This is a genomic window from Promicromonospora sp. MS192, from assembly GCF_049532985.1.
Lineage (GTDB): Bacteria > Actinomycetota > Actinomycetes > Actinomycetales > Cellulomonadaceae > Promicromonospora.
Window position 1 is genome coordinate 5565889 of sequence record NZ_CP186693.1, and the last position, 19969, is coordinate 5585857.

A 19969-nucleotide genomic window follows, 5' to 3' on the forward strand; every position below is an offset into this window, starting at 1 on the left:
CCCGCAGAATTGGAGCATCCAGCGATGGCTCGCCACCTTGTCACCAGTGCGCTTCCGTACATCAACGGCATCAAGCACCTGGGGAACATGGTCGGGTCGATGCTCCCGGCCGACGTGTACGCCCGCTACCTGCGCCAGCGCGGTCACGACGTGCTGTACATCTGCGCCACCGACGAGCACGGCACGCCCGCGGAGCTCGCCGCGGCCAAGGCGGGGCAGCCCGTCGCCGAGTTCTGCGCCGCGGCGCACGAGACCCAGAAGTCGATCTACGACGGGTTCGGGCTGACGTTCGACTACTTCGGCCGCAGCTCCTCGCCGCAGAACGCCGAGATCACGCAGCACTTCGCGCGGCGCCTGCACGAGAACGGGTTCATCGAGGAGCGCGCCATCCGGCAGGTCTACTCGCCGGTCGACGGGCGCTTCCTGCCCGACCGTTACGTCGAGGGCACCTGCCCGCACTGCGGCTACGACAAGGCGCGCGGCGACCAGTGCGAGAACTGCACGCGTGTGCTGGACCCGACCGACCTGATCGACCCGCGCTCGGCGATCAGCGGTTCCACCGACCTCGAGGTGCGGGAGACCAAGCACCTGTTCCTGCTCCAGTCGAAGCTGCAGGGCGAGGTCGAGGCGTGGATCGACGAGAACAGCAAGGAGTGGCCGCTGCTGTCGACGTCGATCGCACGCAAGTGGCTCGCCGAGGGGCTGCACGACCGCGCGATCACGCGCGACCTGGAGTGGGGCGTCCCCGTCCCGGCCGACACCTGGCCGGAGCTCGCCGCCGAGGGCAAGGTCTTCTACGTCTGGTTCGACGCCCCGATCGAGTACATCGGCGCCACCAAGGAGTGGGCGGACGCGGCGGCCGACGGTGAGACCCGGGACTGGAAGTCCTGGTGGTACGAGGCCGCAGACGTGCGCTACACGCAGTTCATGGCCAAGGACAACGTCCCGTTCCACACGGTGATGTTCCCCGCGACGCAGCTCGGCGTCCGCGAGCCGTGGAAGATGGTCGACTTCGTCAAGGGCTTCAGCTGGCTCAACTACTACGGCGGCAAGTTCTCGACGTCGCAGCAGCGCGGTGTGTTCACGGACGCGGCCCTGGAGATCCTGCCGGCCGACTACTGGCGCTACTACCTCATCGCGAACGCCCCGGAGTCGGACGACTCGTCCTTCACCTGGGAGCAGTTCGCCGGCACGGTCAACAAGGACCTGGCGGACACGCTCGGCAACTTCGTCAACCGGGTGCTGACGTTCTCGGCCAAGCGGTTCGGCGAGACCGTGCCCGCGGGCGGCGAGCCGGGCGACGCGGAGGCGAAGCTCGGGGCCGAGGTCTCCCGCCTGCTGGCGGAGCTCGAGGAGCACATGGAGGCCCTGCAGTACCGCAAGGCCGCGAACGCGCTGCGCGCCCTGTGGGCGGCGGGCAACGCGTACCTGGTCGAGAAGGAGCCCTGGAAGCAGGTCAAGACCGACGAGGCCGCCGCTGCCGTCACCCTGCGCACCGCGATGAATCTCATCCGCCTGTACGCCGTGGTCTCCGAGCCGTTCATCCCGCAGAGCGCGGCCACGCTGCGCGGCGTCTTCGCGCTCGACGACGCGGCCACCTGGGTCACGCCCGAGGAGGCGACGGCGCTCGACGCCGTGCCCGCCGGGACGGCCTTCACGGTGCCGCCGGTGCTGTTCGCCAAGATCAGCGACGAGGACCTGGAGGGGTATCGGGAGCGGTTCGGCGCCGGGCCGGTGGACTGACCCAGGCGATGGCGAAGCGCACGCGCGAGCGCGGTTTCCCGGCCGACCCGGAGCCGCTGCCCGTCCCGGTCGTGGACAACCACACCCACCTCGACCACATCGCGGCGGTGCTCCCGGACGAGGCGCCTGACGGCGAGCCGGCCGGCCAGGCCTGGCCGCCGTCGGTGGCCGACCACCTCGCCCGGGCGGTCGCCGCGGGCGTGGACCGGGTGGTCCAGGTGGGCTGCGACCTCCCGTCGGCCCGCTGGACGGTAGACCTCCTGACCCGGCCCTCCGTGTTGAGTGCTGGACTTTCGCCCTCCTGGTACACAGAAAAGGGCGAACACCCCGCACTCAGCGGGGTGGTGGGGGCCGTGGCCATCCACCCGAACGAGGCGACGCTGCACGCCGGGATCGACGAGGTCGGGCCGGACGGGCTCGCGCCCGAGCGGCAGGAGCACCACGCGGTCGGCCTGGACGACGCGATCGCCGAGATCGCGGGGCTCGCGAAGGGCAACGACCGGGTCCGGGCGATCGGTGAGACGGGCATGGACCTGTTCCGTACCGGACCACGCGGCGAGCAGGCGCAGCGGGACGCGTTCCGCGCGCACATCGCCCTGGCCAAGGAGCTGGGCCTGGCCCTGCAGATCCACGACCGGGACGCCCACGCCCAGGTCATCGAGGTCCTGCTGGCCGACGGCGCCCCCGAGCGCACCGTCTTCCACTGCTACAGCGGCGACGCCGAGATGGCCCGCGTCTGCGCGGAGCACGGCTGGTACCTGTCGTTCGCCGGGCCGGTCACGTTCAAGGCCAACGACCACCTGCGCGCGGCGCTGACCGTGGCGCCGCGCGAGCTGCTGCTGCTGGAGACCGACGCCCCGTACCTCACGCCGCACCCGTTCCGGGGCCGGCCGAACGCGCCCTTCGCCGCGGCCCACACGATGCGCGCCATGGCCGTTCACCTGGGCACGGACCTCGCGGCCCTGTGTGCCGACGTCGCGGCCAACTCCGAACGCGTCTACGGCACGTGGTGACCGTGGCGAGAAGGACGCGTTGAGTGTAGAAATGCGGCATTTCATTTCTTCCTCGTATGTCTTCTCGCGTGCAGTCCATTCCGTTACGGTCTGGTGCTCGTGGTGAGGTACGCACGGCCCTGGCTCGCGAGCAGGCCGGCCCGATGGGTGGTCCGTGGCGCCGTCGTCGGCACGCTGGTCGCCGTGAGCGGCGTCTACGCCGCCAACGCGGGCACCCTGACGATCGACTACAACGGCGTGGTCCGCACCGTGGGCGTCTACGGCGACACGGTCGGTGAGGCGCTCGCCTCGCAGCACATCGACCTGACCGCCGACGACGTGGTGCAGCCCGCCGCGGACGCCGCCGTCGGCCCGGGGAACACCGTCGTGGTCCGCACCAGCCGCGAGATCACCGTGGAGCTCGACGGCCAGACCATCACGCTGCGCACCACCGCGGGGACGGTCGGTGAGCTGCTCGCCGCCCTGGGCCCGCGCGGCGACGGCGCGCTCGCCACGGCCTCCCGCACCGCCCGGCTCGACCGCGACCCGGTGCGCTTCTCCACCGTCAAGAAGCTCAACATCGCCGTGGACGGCTCCGTGCTGGAGTTCCACACCACCCAGTCGACGGTGCGCGGCCTGTTCCAGGAGGCGGGCATCGCGCTGGCGGACGGCGACGTCACCTCCGTGCCGCTCGACGCTGCGGCGGTGGACGGCATGGTCGTGATGGTGAGCCGCGACGCGTCGTCGTCGAGCACGGTGACCGAGGTGCTGCCGTTCAAGACCGAGACGGTCGAGGACCCGAGCCTGCCCGAGGGCTACGAGTCGATCCGCACGGCGGGCGTGCCCGGCGAGGCCGAGGTGACGTACGCGGTGAAGACCGTGGGCGGCGCCGTCGTCGAGCGCACGGTGGTGGAGCGGAAGGTCGTGCGCAAGCCCGTCGACGAGGTGATCGCCGTGGGCACCATGGACGTGGCCACCGCGCCGGTGGACCCGGGCTCGGCCCGGGCGCTGGGCCAGGCGATGGCGGCCGAGCGCGGGTGGGGTGCGGACGAGTTCGCCTGCCTGGACCAGCTCTGGCAGAAGGAGAGCGGCTGGCGCTGGAACGCGGACAACCCGAGCAGCGAGGCCTACGGGATCGCGCAGGCCAACCCGGGCTCCAAGATGGCGACCGTCGGCAGCGACTGGCTGACGAACCCCGCCACGCAGATCGAGTGGGGCCTGGGCTACATCTCGGGCCGGTACGGCACGCCGTGCGCCGCCTGGGCCCATTCGGTGGAGATCGGTTGGTACTGAGGGCGTTCTTCACCCCGAAATATTTGGGAGATTAAAGGACCTTCCGGGCTATTCGCGCGTGTCTATCCGCCATATGGCTTGCAATGGATAACAGCAGGGTTACGGTCACCTCGACCGCCGGATCGGCGGGCCGGACCCGTGTCCCAGCACGGGAGGCGCGTGCGCGTCGCACCGTCCCGGCCCTCGTGCCCGGACCGTCCGAGGACTGGACTCGCGTGGTATCTCCCCAGGGCAGCCCCAGCGACTCTCGCATCGATCCTGACGCCGACGGCGACCTCGAGCTGGCCGAGATCTTCCGGCCTCCGCCCCGCTCGTACGAGGTCTTCCCCGCGGCGATGTTCACCGTGCCCGACACCGTGGCCGGCGCCGAGACCGGCGTCTCGGAGGTCATGGCGGGCATGCCGCCCGGCCATCCCTCCGGGCCCGTGCCGGTCGTGCCGGCGGGCGACGGTCCGCCCGGCAGCCTCGGCGTCCTTCCCGTACCGCCTCCGCCTCCGCCCCCGCCGCCGCCCGAGCCGCCCCGGCGGAAGCGCAAGGCGGCGATGGTGACGGCTGCGGCCGTCGTGCTGGCCGGCGCGGGTGGCGCGGTCGCCTACGGCGAGGCCCACAAGACCGTCACGCTCGACGTGGACGGCGACGTGACCACCGTCGAGACCTTCCAGGGCGACGTGGCCGACCTCCTGACCGACGAGGGCGTCGAGGTCTCCCGCCGGGACGAGGTGGCGCCCGGCATCGGCGCCGCGCTGAGCGACGGCAGCACCGTCGTGGTGCGGACCGCGCACCGGCTCACCCTCCGGGCGGACGGCGAACGCCGCACCGCCTGGGTGGCCGCGCTCGACGCCGACCAGGCCCTCGACACCCTCTCCGCGCGCGAGGGCGACGTGGTGCTCCTGCCCGCGGTGGCCGGCGGGAGCGCCACGCTCCCCATGCGGCTGCACGTGGACGGCCCGGTCACCCTGGTGGCCGGCGGCAAGGAGCAGCAGGTGGCCGACGGCGCCGTGATGCTCGACGCGCTGCTCGCCGCGCACGACGTGCGGGTGGACGGCGACGACCGGATCGTCGTCGAGCGCAGGCCCGCGGAGGGCTCGGAGGAGCCCGCGCTGACGGTGGTCGTGCAGCAGGTCCAGACGTCCATCGAGGAGACCGTCAGCGAGATCCCGTTCGAGACGGTGACGGCGACGGACCCCGGCCACTACGAGGACCTGGGCCCGTACCTCGCGCGCTCGGGTGCGGTGGGCGAACGAGTCACCTCGTGGGACATCACCCGCGTCGACGGCAAGGTCACGGGCCGGGAGAAGCTGTCCACGTGGGTGTCCCGGCCTCCCGTGGACAAGGTGATCATGTACGGCACCAAGGTGCGTCCCGCGCCGGAGCCGGAGAAGAAGGACAAGGACAAGGGCAAGGAAGCCGGCAAGGACTCGCCGAAGGGTGAGGACGGGCCGAAGGGCAAGGACTCGCCGAAGGGCGACGACGAACCGAAGGAGGAGGACAGACCCGAGCCGGACGCCACGGCCCCCGTGGACGAACCGGCGCAGGAGACACAGGCCCAGACGCTCTCGGCACCCGTGGGGGACGTCTGGACCAGCCTGGCAGCGTGCGAGTCGGGTGGTGATCCCACCACGAACACGGGCAACGGGTACTACGGGCTCTACCAGTTCTCGCAGGGCACCTGGGAGGCGATGGGCGGCTCGGGCCTGCCGTCGGACGCATCGGCGGCCGAGCAGACCATGCGCGCCCAGGCGCTCCAGCGGCAGTCCGGATGGGGGCAGTGGCCGGCGTGCTCCGCGGCCCTGGGCCTGTCCTGACCCACCCAGAACTTGGACGCTCGTCCTGGACGAGTGACCGAGACCACACTGTCAATCCACTCAGATATTTGGCCGAGCGATAACAAATCAGTTACGTTCGGTTGTCCTCGCTGGCGTGGGGGTGCGTCGTGGTGTAGCCCACGGCACCTCAGCGGTGGCAGGACGGCACTGGTCGCGGACCCCCTTCGCGGCGAGTGTGCGACCGCCGGATCGGCCGGTCGAGACCGCGACGGCTCGCGAGAGCCGCCCGGCCCCCAGGCCGGTTCGTGGTAGGGCTCCGCGCGTGCGGGCGCCCGTCTCGCCGCCCGTGCCCGGGACGTCCGACGACTGGACACGAGTGAACCCCCGTTTTGAGCAGCAGAGTTCTGGCTCCATCCCCAGCACCAACTCAGAGTCCGAGGCCGTAGCACCCCAGGCCACTACCGCCAAGCGTCGCCGTCGCTGGCCCCTCGTGGCCGGTCTCGCAGCCGTCGCGGTCGCCGCCTCCGGATCCGTCGCCTTCGCAGAGGCGCGCAAGACCGTCACGCTGGACGTCGACGGCACCACCAAGACCATCACCACCTACTCCGGCTCCGTCCAGGGCATGCTCGACTCACAGGGCATCCGCCTGGGTGAGCGCGACGTCGTGGCCCCGGGCACCGGCGCCGAGCTGTCCGACGGCGACCAGATCGTGGTCCGCTACGCCCGCCAGGTCACCATGACCGACGGCAAGGACCAGCGCGACGTCTGGGTCACCGTGACCGACGCGGGCGAGGCCCTGACCACCCTGGCCGAGCGTGGCGGCGACGTCGCGCTCGTGGCGTCCCGTTCGGGCGACCGTGCCTCGCTCCCGCTCCGCCTGAACGACGACGGTCCCGTCGCGGTCGTGGCGGACGGGCGGACCCAGGTGGTCGAGGACCACTCGCAGAGCGTCGACAGCGTGCTCGGTGGCCTCAAGATCGAGCTCGACAAGGACGACCTGGTGAACATCGCGCCGGTCGCCGCGCTCGAGAAGGACAAGTCGATCGACGCCAAGGCGGCACGGTCCGCCGGCGAGGCCGGCGCCGACGTCGCCATCCAGGTGCAGCGTGTCGAGACCAAGCGGGTCACCCAGAAGTTCGACCTCGACTTCGACACGAAGACCGTCCAGGACGGCGACCGCTACGAGGACCTGGACGACGTGGTGCGGACGGCGGGCGAGAAGGGTGTGCGCACCCGGGTCGTCCAGCTCCGCACCGTCGACGGCGAGGTGGTCCAGCGCAAGGAGATCTCCGACGAGGTGACCCGGAAGCCGGTCGACCGGGTCGTCGTCGAGGGCACCAAGGAGCGCCCCGTCGTCGTCGAGGAGGAGGCCGTCGAGCCGGCCACCACGAGCGCCACGACGGAGTCCAGCACGTCCAGCACCCCGGTGCCGGCGGGCTCGGTCAAGGAGATCGGTCAGCAGATGGCCGCCGCCCGCGGCTGGACCGGCTCGGAGTGGACCTGCCTCGACCTCCTCTGGGAGCGCGAGTCCGGCTGGAACTACCAGGCGGCCAACCCGTCCTCGGGCGCCTACGGCATCCCGCAGGCGCTGCCCGGCTCCAAGATGGGCACGGCGGGCTCCGACTGGGCCACCAACCCGGCCACGCAGATCGAGTGGGGCCTGGGCTACATCGCGGACCGCTACGGCACGCCGTGCGGTGCGTGGGGCCACTCGGAGTCGGTGGGCTGGTACTGATCCCCTTCGGTTAGGCTCCCCTGCATGAACGAAACCTCAGGCGCCCTGCTCGGTCCCGCGGAGATCCGCGACCTGGCAGGGCGCTTGGGCGTCCGGCCCACCAAGACCCTGGGCCAGAACTTCCTGCACGACGGCGGCACCGTCCGCAAGATCGTGCGCACTGCCGAGCTGCGGCCGGGCGAGCGCGTGGTGGAGGTGGGGCCGGGCCTGGGGTCGCTGACCCTCGGCCTGGTGGAGGCCGGAGCCTCCGTGGTGGCCGTCGAGATCGACCCGGTGCTCGCGGGTCAGATCGCCGCGACCGTCACGGCGCGGTTCCCGGACGCCGACTTCGAGGTGGTGCTCTCCGACGCGATGGACGTCACCACCCTGCCCGGAGCGCCGCCGACGGCGCTCGTGGCGAACCTCCCGTACAACGTGGCCGTTCCCGTGCTGCTGACCATGCTCCAGCGGTTCGGCTCGCTGGAGCGCGTGCTCGTGATGGTCCAGGCCGAGGTGGCCGACCGCATCGCCGCCGTGCCCGGCAGCAAGATCTACGGCGTGCCGTCCGTCAAGGCCGCCTGGTACGCGTCGGCCCGCCGCGCCGGGACGATCGGGCGCAGCGTCTTCTGGCCCGCGCCCAACGTCGACTCCGCCCTCGTCCGGCTGGAACGCCGGGAGCCGCCGTCGACCACCGCGTCGCGCGAGGAGGTCTTCGCCGTCGTCGACGCCGCGTTCGCGCAGCGCCGCAAGACGCTGCGCGCCGCGCTGTCCGGGCTGTTCGGCTCGGGCGCGGCGGCCGAGGCGGCGCTGCGCGCCGCGGGCGTGGACCCGGGGGCGCGCGGTGAGACCCTCACGGTCGAGCAGTTCGCCGGGGTCGCGGAGCACCTGCCCGAGGGGGCGGTGCTGCGGGCGCCCCGGACGTCCGGTGCCGACGACGTGGAGGAGGCCCGGTGAGCGCGCGGCTCAGCGCGGCCCCGCCGCCCTCGGTCCGCGTGCGCGCGCCCGGGAAGGTCAATCTCGCGCTGCGCGTGGGACCCGTCGGTGACGACGGCTACCACCCGCTGGCCACCGTCTTCCAGGCCGTGTCCCTGTACGAGGAGGTCACGGCCACCCAGGTCCCGCCCGGTGCGGGCATCTCGCTGACGGTCTCCGGCCCGCAGTCCGAGGCCGTCCCGACCGACGAGACCAACCTCGCCTGGCGTGCCGCCGCCCTGCTGGCCGACCGGACCGGCCTGGCGGCCGACGTCGCGCTGCACATCACCAAGGGCGTGCCCGTGGCGGGCGGCATGGCCGGCGGGTCCGCGGACGCCGCCGCGGCGCTCGTGGCCTGCGACGCGCTCTGGGACGCCGGCGTGCCGCGCACGGAGCTCGTCGAGATGGCCGCGGAGCTCGGGGCGGACGTGCCGTTCTCGCTGCTCGGGCACACCGCCGTCGGCACGGGGCGCGGAGACCTGCTGACCCCGGCGATGACGCGCGGCGAGTTCCACTGGTGCTTCGGCACGCAGCGGACGGGGCTGTCGACACCCAGCGTGTTCCGGCGGTTCGACGAGCTGGCCGGCCCGTCGACGGGCGTGGTCACACCCGAGGACGACACCGACATCATGCACGCGCTGCGCGCCGGCGACCCCGTGGCGCTGGGCAAGGCCCTGCACAACGACCTGGAGGCCCCGGCGCTCGACCTGCGCCCGGAGCTGGCCGAGGTGCTCGAGGTGGCCACCGAGGCCGGCGCACTGGGTGTGGTGGTGTCGGGGTCCGGCCCGACCGTGGCCGCACTCGGCCGGTCACGGCAGCACGCCCTCGCACTGGGCGCCGCGTGGACGGCGGCCGACGTCGTCGACTCGATCTGGTGCGCCACGGGGCCCGCCCCGGGCACGCAGGTCGTGACGTCGGTCGCGCGTCAGTAGGCGATCCCCGGCAGGCGACCGTCAGTAGGCGACCGTCAGTACGCGACCTGGGGCACGAAGACGTTCGTCAGGTCCGTGTGCGCCGTGATCCATCGGGCGCGGCGAGCCGGCACGTCCTCCTCCGTGGTCAGGACGCACTCGACCACGCGCTTGACGGTGCCCGTCATCGCGGCCAGCGCCAGCGCCGCGTTGAAGCCCCACTCCTCCAGCAGCACCTGGGCGCCGGCGCCCTGCGTGAGCTGCAGCGGCGTGCTGGCCCGGCGCGCGAAGGCGACCAGGGAGTCCTTGTGCGCCGCGGGGATGTCGCCCTCCACCAGGGCACAGGCGAGGTCCGGCAGGAGCCCGGCCGCCGCGACCGCCGCCGCGGCCACCGGCCCGGTACCGAGCACGGCCACCCGTGACGGGTCCACGCTGGTGACGGTCCGCAGCGCCTGGACGGCCCGGACCGCATCGGTGAACACGGCCCGGTTGTACGGGTCGTCGAGGTCGTCGCCCGGCAGCTCGACGACGAGGTGCACGAACCCGCCCGACGCCGGCCACTCGCCGTCCCGCCCCGCGCCCGACCCGGCCGGCCGCAGCTCCACGACACCCGGCCGCGGAGCCCCGGCGTCGGCCGGGGTGAGGAGCCGGCCCGCCACGGGGCGGCCCTCGAAGCCGGCGAAGGTCACCGACTCCGCCACGAGACCCCGGGACCGGGTGGACGCGGGCGCCAGCACCGGCGCGACCTCGATGTCGCGGTGCACGGCGAGCGTCCGGGACCAGAACAGGTCGAAGCCCTCGGGCTCGTCGGTGGCAGGCGGGGCTGCCGGCGCCACCGTGACGGGCGGCAGGTCGTACTCGGGCACGGGAACACCTCCGGGGACGGTCGTGCGCTGGGAGCCTACCGCCAGGGTGTGACAGCCAGGTCTCGGTTCCGCCCCGGTGCGCGTCAGACCCGCTTGCCCAGCCACTCCAGCTTGCGGGGGAACCGGTAGTCGCCGCCGCCCTCGTGGTCGTTGTAGGGGTAGACGTCGATCTCCCGGTCCACGTCCGCCTGCCGGGCACCCCAGCCGTTGAACGCCGCGTACACCGTCGACGGCGGGCACGTCGCGTCCATGAGGGCCACCGAGAACAGGCCGGCGGCGTGCGCGCGGCGGGCGAACGAGACGCCGTCCAGGTAGGAGAACGTGCGCCACACGCGCTCCTCCACCTCCGGGCCCCGGTGCACGGAGAGGTACTTGGTGATCTCGCCGTACGGGAAGTTGTCCGTGATCGACACCGCGTGGCGGTAGTGGCACAGGAACGGGACGTCCGGCATGGCCGCCACCAGGTCGGGTACCAGCCCCGCGACCGCGATCGTGATGCCGCCGCCCTGGCTCCCGCCGCTCACGGCCACCCGCTCGGGATCGATCCCCGCGATCGTGCGCACGGCGTCGACCGCACGCACGCCGTCCGTGAAGACGCGGCGGTAGTAGTGCTCGTGCGGGTCCAGGATGCCGCGCGTCATGAAGCCCGGCGACGCGGGGGCCGAGCCCACCGGGTCCGGCGTGTCACCGCCCCCGCCCCACCCCGAACCCTGTCCGCGCGTGTCCATCACGAGATGGGCGTAGCCCGCGGCGGCCCACTCCAGGCGCTCGTGCGGCAGCCCGCGCCCGCCGCCGTACCCCAGGTACTCCACCACCACCGGCAGGTCGCCCTCCGCGTGCGCCGGCCGGGTCAGCCACGCCTTGACGGGGTGTCCGCCGAACCCGGGGAACGTCACGTCGTCGACCAGCACCTGCGTCAGGCCCGCGTCGACCCGCTCCACCGCCGGTGCGCCGCCGAACGACCTGGCCTCCGCGAGGGTCTCCGACCAGAACTCGTCGAAGTCGCCCGGCTCGTCGAGCTCGGGGGCGTACCGCTCCAGGTCGGGCAGCGGCATGTCGAACTGGGCCACGTCTGTACTCCTCGGTGTCGTCGCGTCACGGGCCGCCGGGTCTCAGGTCACCGTCGACCGGGGCGAGCGTAGCGCGCGACTACCCTTGACTGGTGGCACATCTTCTCGGCGCAGACGGCATAGCGCTGACCATCGGCACCCGCACCCTCCTCCAGGGCGTCTCCCTCGGCCTCGACGACGGCGACCGCGTCGGCGTCGTCGGACCCAACGGGGCAGGCAAGTCGACCCTGCTCCGGATCCTCGCGGCCACGTCCCTGCCCGACGCCGGACGCGTCACCCGGGTGGGCGGCTCCACCCTGGGCATGCTCGACCAGCGCGACGACCTCGCCCCCGACGCGACGGTGCTCGACGTCGTGCACGGCGACGCGGCGACGCACGTGTGGGCCTCGGACGCGCGGGTGCGCGAGGTGCAGCAGGGCCTGCTCGCGGACCTCGCCTGGGAGGCCCCGGTCGCGAAGCTCTCGGGTGGGCAGCGCCGGCGGGTGGCGCTCGCGGCCCTGCTCGTGCAGGACCCGGACGTGCTCCTGCTCGACGAGCCCACCAACCACCTCGACGTGGAGGGTGTCGCCTGGCTGGCGGCCCACCTGCGCGAACGGTACGGGCGTCCGGGTGCGAACGGTGCGCTCGTGGTCGTGACGCACGACCGCTGGTTCCTCGACGAGGTCTGCTCCCGGATGTGGGAGGTGCGCGGTGACGGCACGGGCGAGGTGGACGGGTACGAGGGCGGCTACGCCGCGTACATCCTGGCGCGGGCCGAACGCGGCCGGCAGGCCGCCGCGGCCGCCGAGAAGCGCGACAACCTGCTGCGCAAGGAGCTCGCGTGGCTGCGCCGCGGGGCACCCGCCCGCACCTCCAAGCCGAAGTTCCGGCTCGACGCCGCCGCGGCGCTCATCGCCGACGAGCCGCCGCCGCGCGACTCGATGGAGCTGACCCGCATGGCGACGCGCCGCCTGGGCAAGGACGTGCTCGACCTGGAGTCGGTCAGCGTGCAGGTGCCCGGACCGGACGCCCCCGACGCCAAGGTGCTGTTCGACGACGTGACGTGGCGGCTCGGGCCCGGCGACCGCTACGGCGTCGTCGGCGTGAACGGTGCGGGCAAGACGACGCTGCTCGCGCTGCTGGCCGGGCGCCGCGAACCGGACTCCGGCCGCGTGAAGCGCGGCAAGACCATCCACGTGCGGGAGCTGTCGCAGGACGTCACCGAGCTGGACGAGGTGGGGCGGCTGACGGCCGTGGAGGTGATCGAGCAGGAGAAGGGCCGGGTCGTCGTGGACGGCAAGGAGCTCACCGCGGCGCAGCTCACGGAGCGGCTCGGGTTCACGCGCGAGCGCGCGTACACGCCCGTGCGGGACCTGTCCGGCGGCGAGCGGCGGCGGCTGCAGCTCCTGCGGCTGCTCGTCTCCGAGCCCAACGTGCTGCTGCTGGACGAGCCCACCAACGACCTCGACACCGACACCCTGGCCGCCGTCGAGGACCTGCTGGACGGCTGGCCGGGCACGCTGATCGTGGTGTCGCACGACCGGTACCTGCTGGAGCGGGTCGCCGACCGGCAGGTCGCGCTGCTCGGTGACGGGACGATCCGTGACCTGCCCGGGGGCGTCGAGGAGTACCTGCGGCTGCGGGCCGCGGCGCGGGCCGGGGGCACCGCCCCGTCCGCGACCGGCTCCGGTGCGGCGGCCCCGGGCGGCACGGCTCCGGGCGGCGGCACGACGTCGGGCGCCCTCGCGGGCGGGGAGGTCTCGCAGCGCGACATCCGCGCCGCCAAGAAGGAGGTCTCCCGCATCGAGCGGCGGCTTGCGAAGATTGCGGAGAAGGAGGCCGAGCTGCACGAGACGATCGCGCAGCAGGCCACGGACTACCAAGCCGTCGCCCGGCTCGACGCGGAGCTCCGCGACCTCGCGGACGAGCGCGACGAGCTCGAGTCGGCCTGGCTCGAAGCGGCGGAGGTGGCGGGATGACGGACAACGATCTGACACCGCTCGACGGGATCGACCGAGCACTCGTCGACGCACTGCGCAACGACGGCCGGACGACGCTCGCGGTGCTGTCCGAGATCTCGGGCCTGTCCCTGTCGGCGGTGCAGGTGCGGGTCCGCAAGCTGGAGGCGCGCGGCGTCATCACGGGCTACCGGGCGGTGGTGAACCCGGAGGCGGTCGGTCTGCCGCTGTCCGCGTTCGTGGAGATCACGCCCCTGGACCAGGCGCAGGAGGACGACGCGCCCGAGCGGCTGCGCGGCATGCCCGGGATCGAGTCCTGCTACTCCGTGGCCGGCAACGCGAACTACCTGCTCACGGTCCGGGTCGCCTCTCCCCGCGCGCTGGAGGAGCTGCTCGGGCGGATCCGCCGCACGGCCAAGGTCTCCACCCGCACCACCGTGGTGCTCCAGACGTACTTCGAGGGGCAGACGACGGAGCCCGGCGCCACGCGGTAGCCCTCAGCGCGGGCCGAGCGCCGGCTGGTCGAGGGTCAGGGTCCCGGCGTCGGCGTCCAGCTCGGCCACGACGCCGAGCGGCACGGTGACCGGGTCCGGTCCGTGGCCGAACCCGAGCTCGCCGAGGACCGGGATACCGAGGGGGCCGAGCAGGTCCAGGATCACCGGCTCCACCGGCTCGCAGTCCTGCCACGAGCCCAGCACGACGCCCAGCGCACCGTCGAACCAGCCCGCGCGCAGCAGGTGCGTGAGGAACGAGTCGATGCGGTAGGCCCGCTCGTCGACGTCCTCCAGCAGCACGATGCCGCCCGCCGCGGACGGCGGCGTGGTGCCGACCCCCACCGACGTGGTCAGCAGCGAGACGCAGCCGCCGGTCGTGACGCCGCGCGCCGTGCCGCCCACGAGGGTGCGGGCGCGGGGGCCGGTCAGCTTCTGGGCGCCGTCGGGCTCGAACAGCGTCTGCCGCAGGTGCTCGCGGGCGGACTCCGACGCGAGGAACGACGCGGTGCCCGGCATCGGGCCGTGCAACGACACCACGCCCAGGTGCAGCGCCACGGCCTGGTGCAGCACCGTGCAGTCGCTGTACCCGACGAGCACCTTGGGGTCGGTGGCGGCCAGGGCGTCCCAGTCCACCAGGTCGACCATCCGGGTCGCGCCGTAGCCGCCGCGCAGGGCGAGGACGGCGCGGACGTCGGGGTCGAGCCAGGCCTCCTGGAAGTCCGCGGCGCGTGCGGCGTCGTCCCCGGCCAGGTACCCGTGGACCGGGTGCGTGTCCCGGACGTGCGGCATCACCTGCACGTCCAGGCCCCAGGCCCGCAGGTGGCCGACGCCGGCACCGAGCCGGTCGGCCGGTACCGGACCCGACGGGGCGACCACGGCGACGGTGTCGCCGGGCTGCAGTCGCGGCGGGCTCATCAGGGGCCGGAGCATGCGGCCGACACTACCTGCCTGCCTCGAGGGCGCTCGGAGGCGCCCCTGACTTTTCGCCCGCGACAGATTCGCCCCATGTGAAATCGACGCGCGCCACCGGGCCCGCGCATGCTCGGGACCATGTCCGGTGCGTCGCTTCCGTCTTTTAAGGGCGGATTGTTACGCTCGCGCTGGCCCGAACTCCGGGCGAGCGGACGAAGGAGCGCCGAGGACATGCCCAGCACCCGGACCTGGCTGCAGGCGGGCGGCGGCACCGTGGTCGCGGCCCTGCTGGTCGCCGCCGTGGTGCAGGCGATGCACTCGAGCGCGATGTGGGTGTCCAACGACCCGGTCGGCGAGTGCGGCGTGACCGAGGGCGGTGCGGTGGTCGCGGCCCAGAACGTGCTGTGGGCGGGCACCGGGCTCGAGCCCGTGGACGGGTCGTGGGACGCGGAGTCGGAGGTGGCGACCGAGGCGTTCCAGGCCTACAACGGCCTGCCGGTGACCGGCTGCGTCGACGAGAGCACCTGGGTCACCATGCGGGCGCTGCTGGTCTCCGTGTGCGACCCGGAGTTCGAGTGCCAGGGACCCGACCACCGTGTGCGCTACTGGGCGCCGGGCGGCGCCCGCGAGACCTACTTCGCGGAGAACGACTGCGACTGGGGCTCCTGGGTGCCGCAGGGCGTGGCCCTGAGCCCCGTCTCCTCGAAGACGGTGATCGCCCTCTCGCGCGACGCCGTGACCGAGATCGAGTGCGGGGGCTGACGTGGTCACCACGATCGAGGAGCCCAGGATCCGCCCGGAGTGGCTGCTCGGCGGGGCGGTGACGCTGCTCGGCGCGATCATCATCGTGGTGGTCACGCTCGTGCTGGGCGCGGGGGAGGAGGAGCCGGTCGTCGAGCCCGTCGACGCGACCGAGCTCACCGCCGGCACCTGCGCCGAGGACCTGCGCCAGCCGCACTGGGTGCCCGAGGACGTCCGGCGCGCCGTGGCCGAGTGCCCCGCCGACATCTCGGCGCGGATCGGCCGGACGACGGCGGAGGACCACCTCGGTACCTGGATCACGTACCTGCTGGACGGCGACGAGAACGCGGAGACGCTGGACGGCGGGCCTGGTCCGGCCTGGCCCGAGGACGACGTCCGCGCCGGGGCCTACCACCCGGCGTCGGCCATCGTGTACGTGGCCTACCCGGGCTCCACCGAGCTCGCGGACGAGCTGTCCGGCGACACGGTGACGGTGGAGTGGGCGGAGCTGGCGGAGTCGGGCCGGGACGCCCGGGTCACCCGCGTGGACAACAACGGCTTCGGCCCGGTGCGCGTGGAGTGGACCGACGACGCCGGTTCGTACCTGCTGCTCGCCACCCTCGGGCGGACTCCCGAGGGGAGCTCGGGACCGACGGTGGCGGAGCTGGTCCGCATCGCCGACAGCGTGGCCGCCGACGACGAGTGACGCGGTCGGACGCCCAGGCCACCGGGGTGACCTGAGCGTCCGACACGTGCGGCGCCGGCCGGCGCGGGGAGTCTCAGAGGGTGGCCGCGAGGGCCTCGTCCAGGGCGCGGACGCCCGCCTCCAGGGCCTCCGCCGTGACCGTCAGGGCGGGGCGGAAGCGGACCGACCGCTCGCCGCAGCCCAGCAGCAGCACGTTCCGCTCGGTGACCGCGGCCAGCACCGCGTCACGGACCTCGCGGGACGGGAGCGTCAGCGCGCACATCAGGCCACGGCCGCGGACGTCGGTCACGCCGTCGTGCCGCGCGGCCAGCTCCGTGAGCGCGTCCTGGAGCTGCTTGCCCATGGTGCGGGCCCGGTCGACCAGGCCCTCGGCCTCGTAGGTCTCCAGGATGCGGCGGGAGCGCACCATGTCGGTCAGGTTGCCGCCCCAGGTGGAGTTGATGCGGGAGGAGACGGCGAACACGTTGTCCGGCACCTCGTCCACCCGGCCGCCGGCCATGACGCCGCAGACCTGCGTCTTCTTGCCGAACGCGACGACGTCGGGCGTGACGCCGAGCTGCTGGTACGCCCAGGGCGTGCCGGTGATCCCGGCGCCCGTCTGCACCTCGTCCAGGATGAACAGGGCGTCGAACTCCCGGCAGAGCGCCTGCATCCCCTGGAGGAACGAGGGGCGGAAGTGGTTGTCGCCGCCCTCGCCCTGGACGGGCTCCATGATGAAGGCCGCGATGTCGTGCGGGTTCGCCTCGAACGCCGCGCGGGCGGCGCCGAGCGCCTCCGCCTCCGCCGCGTCCATGTCCCGGCCCTCGGCGATGTACGGGGAGGGGATGCGCGGCCAGCCGAACTTGGGGAACCGGGCGACCTTGCCCGGTTCCGTGTTGGTGAGCGACATCGTGTACCCGGACCGGCCGTGGAACGCGTGCTCCAGGTGCATCACCTGGGTGCCCAGCTCGGGGGAGCGGCCGTTCGCCTCGTTGTGACGGGACTTCCAGTCGAACGCGACCTTGAGCGCGTTCTCGACCGCCAGGGCGCCGCCGTCGATGAAGAACAGGTGCGGCAGCGCGGGGTCGCCGAGCACGCGCGCGAAGGTGTCGGCGAACCGGGCCATCTCGACGGTGTAGATGTCGGAGTTGGACGGCTTGTTGATCGCGGCGGTGGCGAGCTCCTCGCGGAACGCCGCGTCGTCGGCCAGGGCCGGGTGGTTCATGCCGAGCGGCGAGGAGGCGAAGAAGGTGAACAGGTCGAGCCACTCGCGACCGTCCCGCGCGTCGACGAGCGTGGAGCCGTGCGACCGGGTGAGGTCGAGGACGAGGTCGAAGCCGTCGACCAGGAGGTGCTCGCGGAGGGTGGGGAGCACTGCGGTGGGCTCAAGAGATGTCGTCATAGCGGCAAGGTAGGCAATGATCCTGCCAAGATTCAACGACTATGGAAAAGTTCCTGTTACGGTCGCGGGTGCCTCGGCCGCCTCGTGGCGACGAGCTCCGCCGTCGCCAGGGTCAGCGTCGAACCGAGCATGACCAGGAGCGCCGCCGTCCAGCCGCCCGACGCCGCGTGCACCGCGCCGATCACCGCGGGTGCCGTGGCGGCGACGGCGTAGCCGAACGCCTGGACGGCCGCCACCGTCCGGCGCGTCTGGGCCACCGTGCGGCACCGCTGCGCCACGAGCGTGAAGATCACCACGAAGTTCCCGCCCTGGGCGGCCCCCGCGAGGCTCACCCACACCAGCCACCACTCGGGCGCCAGCAGCAGGCCCACCGGGAGCGCGACCCACAGGAGGCCCATCGCGACCGCGGCCCACCGCATCGGGACGCGGGCGGCGAGCGCCAGCGGTACGAGCACGCTGCCCGCGATCGCGAGCCCCTGGAACGGCGCCGCGGCGTTGCCCGCCGTCGTCACCGAGAGGTCCAGCAGGTCGCCGAGCAGCTCGGGCAGCCAGCCCGTGACCGCGAAGTACGAGAACGACTGGCCGGCGAACGCCAGGGACAGCACCCAGGTGATCGGGCGCCGCAGCACACCCGCCCACGTCTCGTCCGGCCGCTCCGGGACCGGGCCCGGGCCCGCCGCGCCCCGCGCAGGCGCGCGGCCCGTCGCCCCGCGGGTCGTGACCAGCCAGACCACGAGCGCCACCACCGCGACCGCCGTCCACGAGGCGACGGCGCCCTGCCAGCCCAGCAGGGCGGCGAACGGCGCGGTCAGCGACGTCGCGAAGACCGACCCGAGGTTCATCACCGACGAGTACAGGCCGGTCGCCAGCGCCGTCCTGGCCGGGAAGTCGCGCGCGATGATGACCGGCACCACCACGTTGCCCACCGTGATCGCGGCACCCAGCAGGACCGTCCCGGCGAACGCCGCCACCACGCCGGCGGTGCCGGACCCCGCCGAGCGCACCAGGGTCCCCGCGATCACGCCCAGGAGCGCCACGGTCACCGCCGCATACGGCCCCACGCGGGCGATCAGGGCCGACGCCGCGGGCGCCACCACGCTGAAGCAGAGCGCCGGGATGCCGACGAGCAGGCCGGTCAGGGTCTGGTCCAGGCCGAGCCCGGTCGCGACGTCGGCCAGGACCGGCGGCAGGGACGTGATGGGAGTGCGCAGGTTCACGGCGAAGACGAGGACCGCGACGAGCAGCGCGGAGCCGCCGGCCGCAGCGCGGTTGGTGCTCATGATGCTGTCATTGTGCGGGACGGGGGTGGTTCGTCGCCTCGGGCGTCCATCTTCTCCGCACGCGGTGTGGCGTTCGTCATCGCCTCCTCCCCAGGAGCGCCGGCGGCTTTGCCGCTAGATTGGGCGACCGGTCACCAGGTTCGGAACAACTGAGGTATCGAATGAACCAGCGACAGGTCCTCCGGGGCGGGGGAGCACTTGTCGGAGCGCTCGTGCTCCCGGGGCTGCTCTCCGGGTGCGGTCTCGACATCGGCAAGTTCGACTACACGGAGCCGCAGTTCGTCGGCTCCTACGCGGCGGCCGGGTCCACGACGGTCGTCGCGCTCGGCGAGGACCGCACGTTCACGGCGACCGGCGTGCCGGACGCCGTGCTGGACAAGGCCGTGCGCGACGACACCCGCAGCCTGCCCTCCGAGATCGAGGGCACGTGGAAGTACGTCGCCAAGAACGCCGCCGACCACGTCGAGCTCACGGTCACCGACGCCGACGGCCTGCCGGTCAGGATGCGCGACCTGCCGCTGTACGTCGCGGACGCCGACGACCTCTTCTTCCTGCCCGACCAGCTCGGGCGCGAGAAGGTGGTCGTGAGCCGGCGCCGGTGAGGCGGCGGCTCAGTCGTCGAACTGTGCGGTCACGGTGCGCAGCAGGGCCGCGAGCTGCGGGCGCTCCGCCGGGTTCAGCGCGGTGAGCACCGTGGCCTCGATGTCGAGCAGGTCGCTCATGGCGGCGTCGACCCGGGCCAGCCCCTCGTCGGTGAGCTCGACCAGCACGCCGCGCCGGTCGTCGGGGGAGCGGTGCCGCTGCACGAACCCCCGCGACTCCAGCCGGTCGATCCGGTTGGTCATGGTGCCGCTGGTGACCAGCGTCTGCGTGACGAGGGTGCCCGGCGACAGGCGGTAGGGCTCGCCGGCGCGGCGCAGCGCCGAGAGCACGTCGAACTCCCACGTCTCCAGGCTGTGCCGGGCGAACGCCGTCCGACGCGCGAGGTCGAGGTGCCGGGCCAGCCGCGAGACCCGGCTGAACACCGTGAGCGGCTCGAGGTCGAGGTCAGGGCGCACGTGGCGCCACGCGGCGACGATGCGGTCGACCTCGTCGGCGGGACCGGTGTGCTCCATGGCGAGAGGCTACCGGATGTCTCGATATCAAGAATCTCGACAGGCGCGTCCGTGCCCGCGGTCCGTGATCGACCGT

18 protein-coding genes and 1 pseudogene are annotated in these 19969 nt (G+C 73.1%); 13 read left to right on the forward strand and 6 right to left on the reverse strand.

Translation table 11 applies throughout. The features are described 5' to 3' along the window. The first annotated feature begins 24 nt into the window (after positions 1-24). The 7 genes from metG (at position 25) to ACO229_RS25020 (ending at position 9412) form a co-directional block, all read left to right on the forward strand. Positions 25-1743 (forward strand): methionine--tRNA ligase, encoded by a 1719-nt coding sequence (metG, locus tag ACO229_RS24990; RefSeq protein WP_423463108.1) that lies wholly within the window; start codon positions 25-27, stop codon positions 1741-1743. 8 nt (positions 1744-1751) lie between these two features. After that, positions 1752-2756, forward strand: coding sequence for a TatD family hydrolase (locus ACO229_RS24995; protein WP_423463109.1), 1005 nt, complete (start codon positions 1752-1754; stop codon positions 2754-2756). Positions 2757-2855: 99 nt separating this feature from the next. Beyond that, positions 2856-4028, forward strand: a complete 1173-nt coding sequence (locus ACO229_RS25000; protein ID WP_397409320.1) for a ubiquitin-like domain-containing protein — start codon at positions 2856-2858, stop codon at positions 4026-4028. Positions 4029-4243: 215 nt separating this feature from the next. Beyond that, positions 4244-5833: a transglycosylase family protein gene (locus tag ACO229_RS25005; RefSeq protein WP_423463110.1), complete on the forward strand. Its 1590-nt coding sequence runs from the start codon at positions 4244-4246 to the stop codon at positions 5831-5833. A 451-nt stretch (positions 5834-6284) separates the two neighbouring features. Beyond that, on the forward strand, positions 6285-7529 hold the full coding sequence (locus ACO229_RS25010; RefSeq protein WP_423463111.1) for a ubiquitin-like domain-containing protein: 1245 nt from the start codon (positions 6285-6287) through the stop codon (positions 7527-7529). Positions 7530-7553: 24 nt separating this feature from the next. Beyond that, positions 7554-8462 carry a 16S rRNA (adenine(1518)-N(6)/adenine(1519)-N(6))-dimethyltransferase RsmA gene (rsmA, locus tag ACO229_RS25015; RefSeq protein WP_423463112.1) on the forward strand — a complete coding sequence of 303 codons (909 nt, stop codon included), beginning with the start codon at positions 7554-7556 and terminating at the stop codon, positions 8460-8462. Beyond that, complete coding sequence (locus ACO229_RS25020; RefSeq protein WP_423463113.1) at positions 8459-9412, forward strand: 4-(cytidine 5'-diphospho)-2-C-methyl-D-erythritol kinase; 954 nt, start codon at positions 8459-8461, stop codon at positions 9410-9412. The genes rsmA and ACO229_RS25020 overlap by 4 nt, the downstream gene beginning before the upstream one ends. Before the next feature lie 35 nt (positions 9413-9447). On the opposite strand, the gene ACO229_RS25025 is transcribed toward ACO229_RS25020, so the two are convergent. Continuing rightward, positions 9448-10257 (reverse strand): acetylxylan esterase, encoded by an 810-nt coding sequence (locus ACO229_RS25025; RefSeq protein ID WP_397430806.1) that lies wholly within the window; start codon positions 10255-10257, stop codon positions 9448-9450. Between the two features lie 83 nt (positions 10258-10340). After that, the gene (locus ACO229_RS25030; protein WP_423463114.1) at positions 10341-11327 is read right to left on the reverse strand and encodes an acetylxylan esterase; all 987 of its coding nucleotides are present in this window, start codon (positions 11325-11327) and stop codon (positions 10341-10343) included. Positions 11328-11419: 92 nt separating this feature from the next. Here ACO229_RS25030 and ACO229_RS25035 point away from each other — a divergent pair. The 3 genes and pseudogenes from ACO229_RS25035 to ACO229_RS25045 all read left to right on the forward strand — a co-directional run. After that, a pseudogene (locus tag ACO229_RS25035) lies at positions 11420-11888 on the forward strand (ATP-binding cassette domain-containing protein); the annotation flags it as partial. Then, a complete protein-coding gene (locus ACO229_RS25040) occupies positions 11882-13285 on the forward strand; it encodes an ABC-F family ATP-binding cassette domain-containing protein (RefSeq protein WP_423465344.1) in 1404 nt (467 codons plus the stop codon). The pseudogene ACO229_RS25035 and the gene ACO229_RS25040, both read left to right, overlap by 7 nt. Beyond that, positions 13282-13758: an Lrp/AsnC family transcriptional regulator gene (locus ACO229_RS25045; protein ID WP_397409334.1), complete on the forward strand. Its 477-nt coding sequence runs from the start codon at positions 13282-13284 to the stop codon at positions 13756-13758. The genes ACO229_RS25040 and ACO229_RS25045 overlap by 4 nt, the downstream gene beginning before the upstream one ends. Positions 13759-13761: 3 nt before the next feature. Here the strand turns inward: ACO229_RS25045 and ACO229_RS25050 are convergent, their stop codons facing one another. Continuing rightward, entirely contained in the window at positions 13762-14688 is a 927-nt protein-coding gene (locus ACO229_RS25050) for a S66 peptidase family protein (protein WP_423463115.1), read from the reverse strand. A 213-nt stretch (positions 14689-14901) separates the two neighbouring features. On the opposite strand from ACO229_RS25050, the gene ACO229_RS25055 reads away from it, so the two are divergent. Together ACO229_RS25055 and ACO229_RS25060 are read left to right on the forward strand one after the other, a co-directional pair. Beyond that, a complete protein-coding gene (locus tag ACO229_RS25055; protein ID WP_397430803.1) occupies positions 14902-15432 on the forward strand; it encodes a peptidoglycan-binding protein in 531 nt (176 codons plus the stop codon). A 1-nt stretch (position 15433) separates the two neighbouring features. Then, positions 15434-16117: a hypothetical protein gene (locus tag ACO229_RS25060; protein ID WP_397430802.1), complete on the forward strand. Its 684-nt coding sequence runs from the start codon at positions 15434-15436 to the stop codon at positions 16115-16117. 73 nt (positions 16118-16190) lie between these two features. On the opposite strand, the gene lat is transcribed toward ACO229_RS25060, so the two are convergent. Beyond that, on the reverse strand, positions 16191-17498 hold the full coding sequence (gene lat / locus ACO229_RS25065; RefSeq protein ID WP_397430801.1) for an L-lysine 6-transaminase: 1308 nt from the start codon (positions 17496-17498) through the stop codon (positions 16191-16193). 56 nt (positions 17499-17554) lie between these two features. Next, positions 17555-18778 (reverse strand): CynX/NimT family MFS transporter, encoded by a 1224-nt coding sequence (locus ACO229_RS25070; RefSeq protein ID WP_397430799.1) that lies wholly within the window; start codon positions 18776-18778, stop codon positions 17555-17557. Positions 18779-18939: 161 nt separating this feature from the next. On the opposite strand from ACO229_RS25070, the gene ACO229_RS25075 reads away from it, so the two are divergent. Beyond that, positions 18940-19380: a hypothetical protein gene (locus ACO229_RS25075; protein ID WP_423463116.1), complete on the forward strand. Its 441-nt coding sequence runs from the start codon at positions 18940-18942 to the stop codon at positions 19378-19380. A gap of 9 nt (positions 19381-19389) precedes the next feature. Here ACO229_RS25075 and ACO229_RS25080 read toward each other — a convergent pair whose 3' ends face one another. Then, a complete protein-coding gene (locus tag ACO229_RS25080) occupies positions 19390-19893 on the reverse strand; it encodes a MarR family winged helix-turn-helix transcriptional regulator (protein WP_397430798.1) in 504 nt (167 codons plus the stop codon). Positions 19894-19969 lie beyond the last annotated feature (76 nt).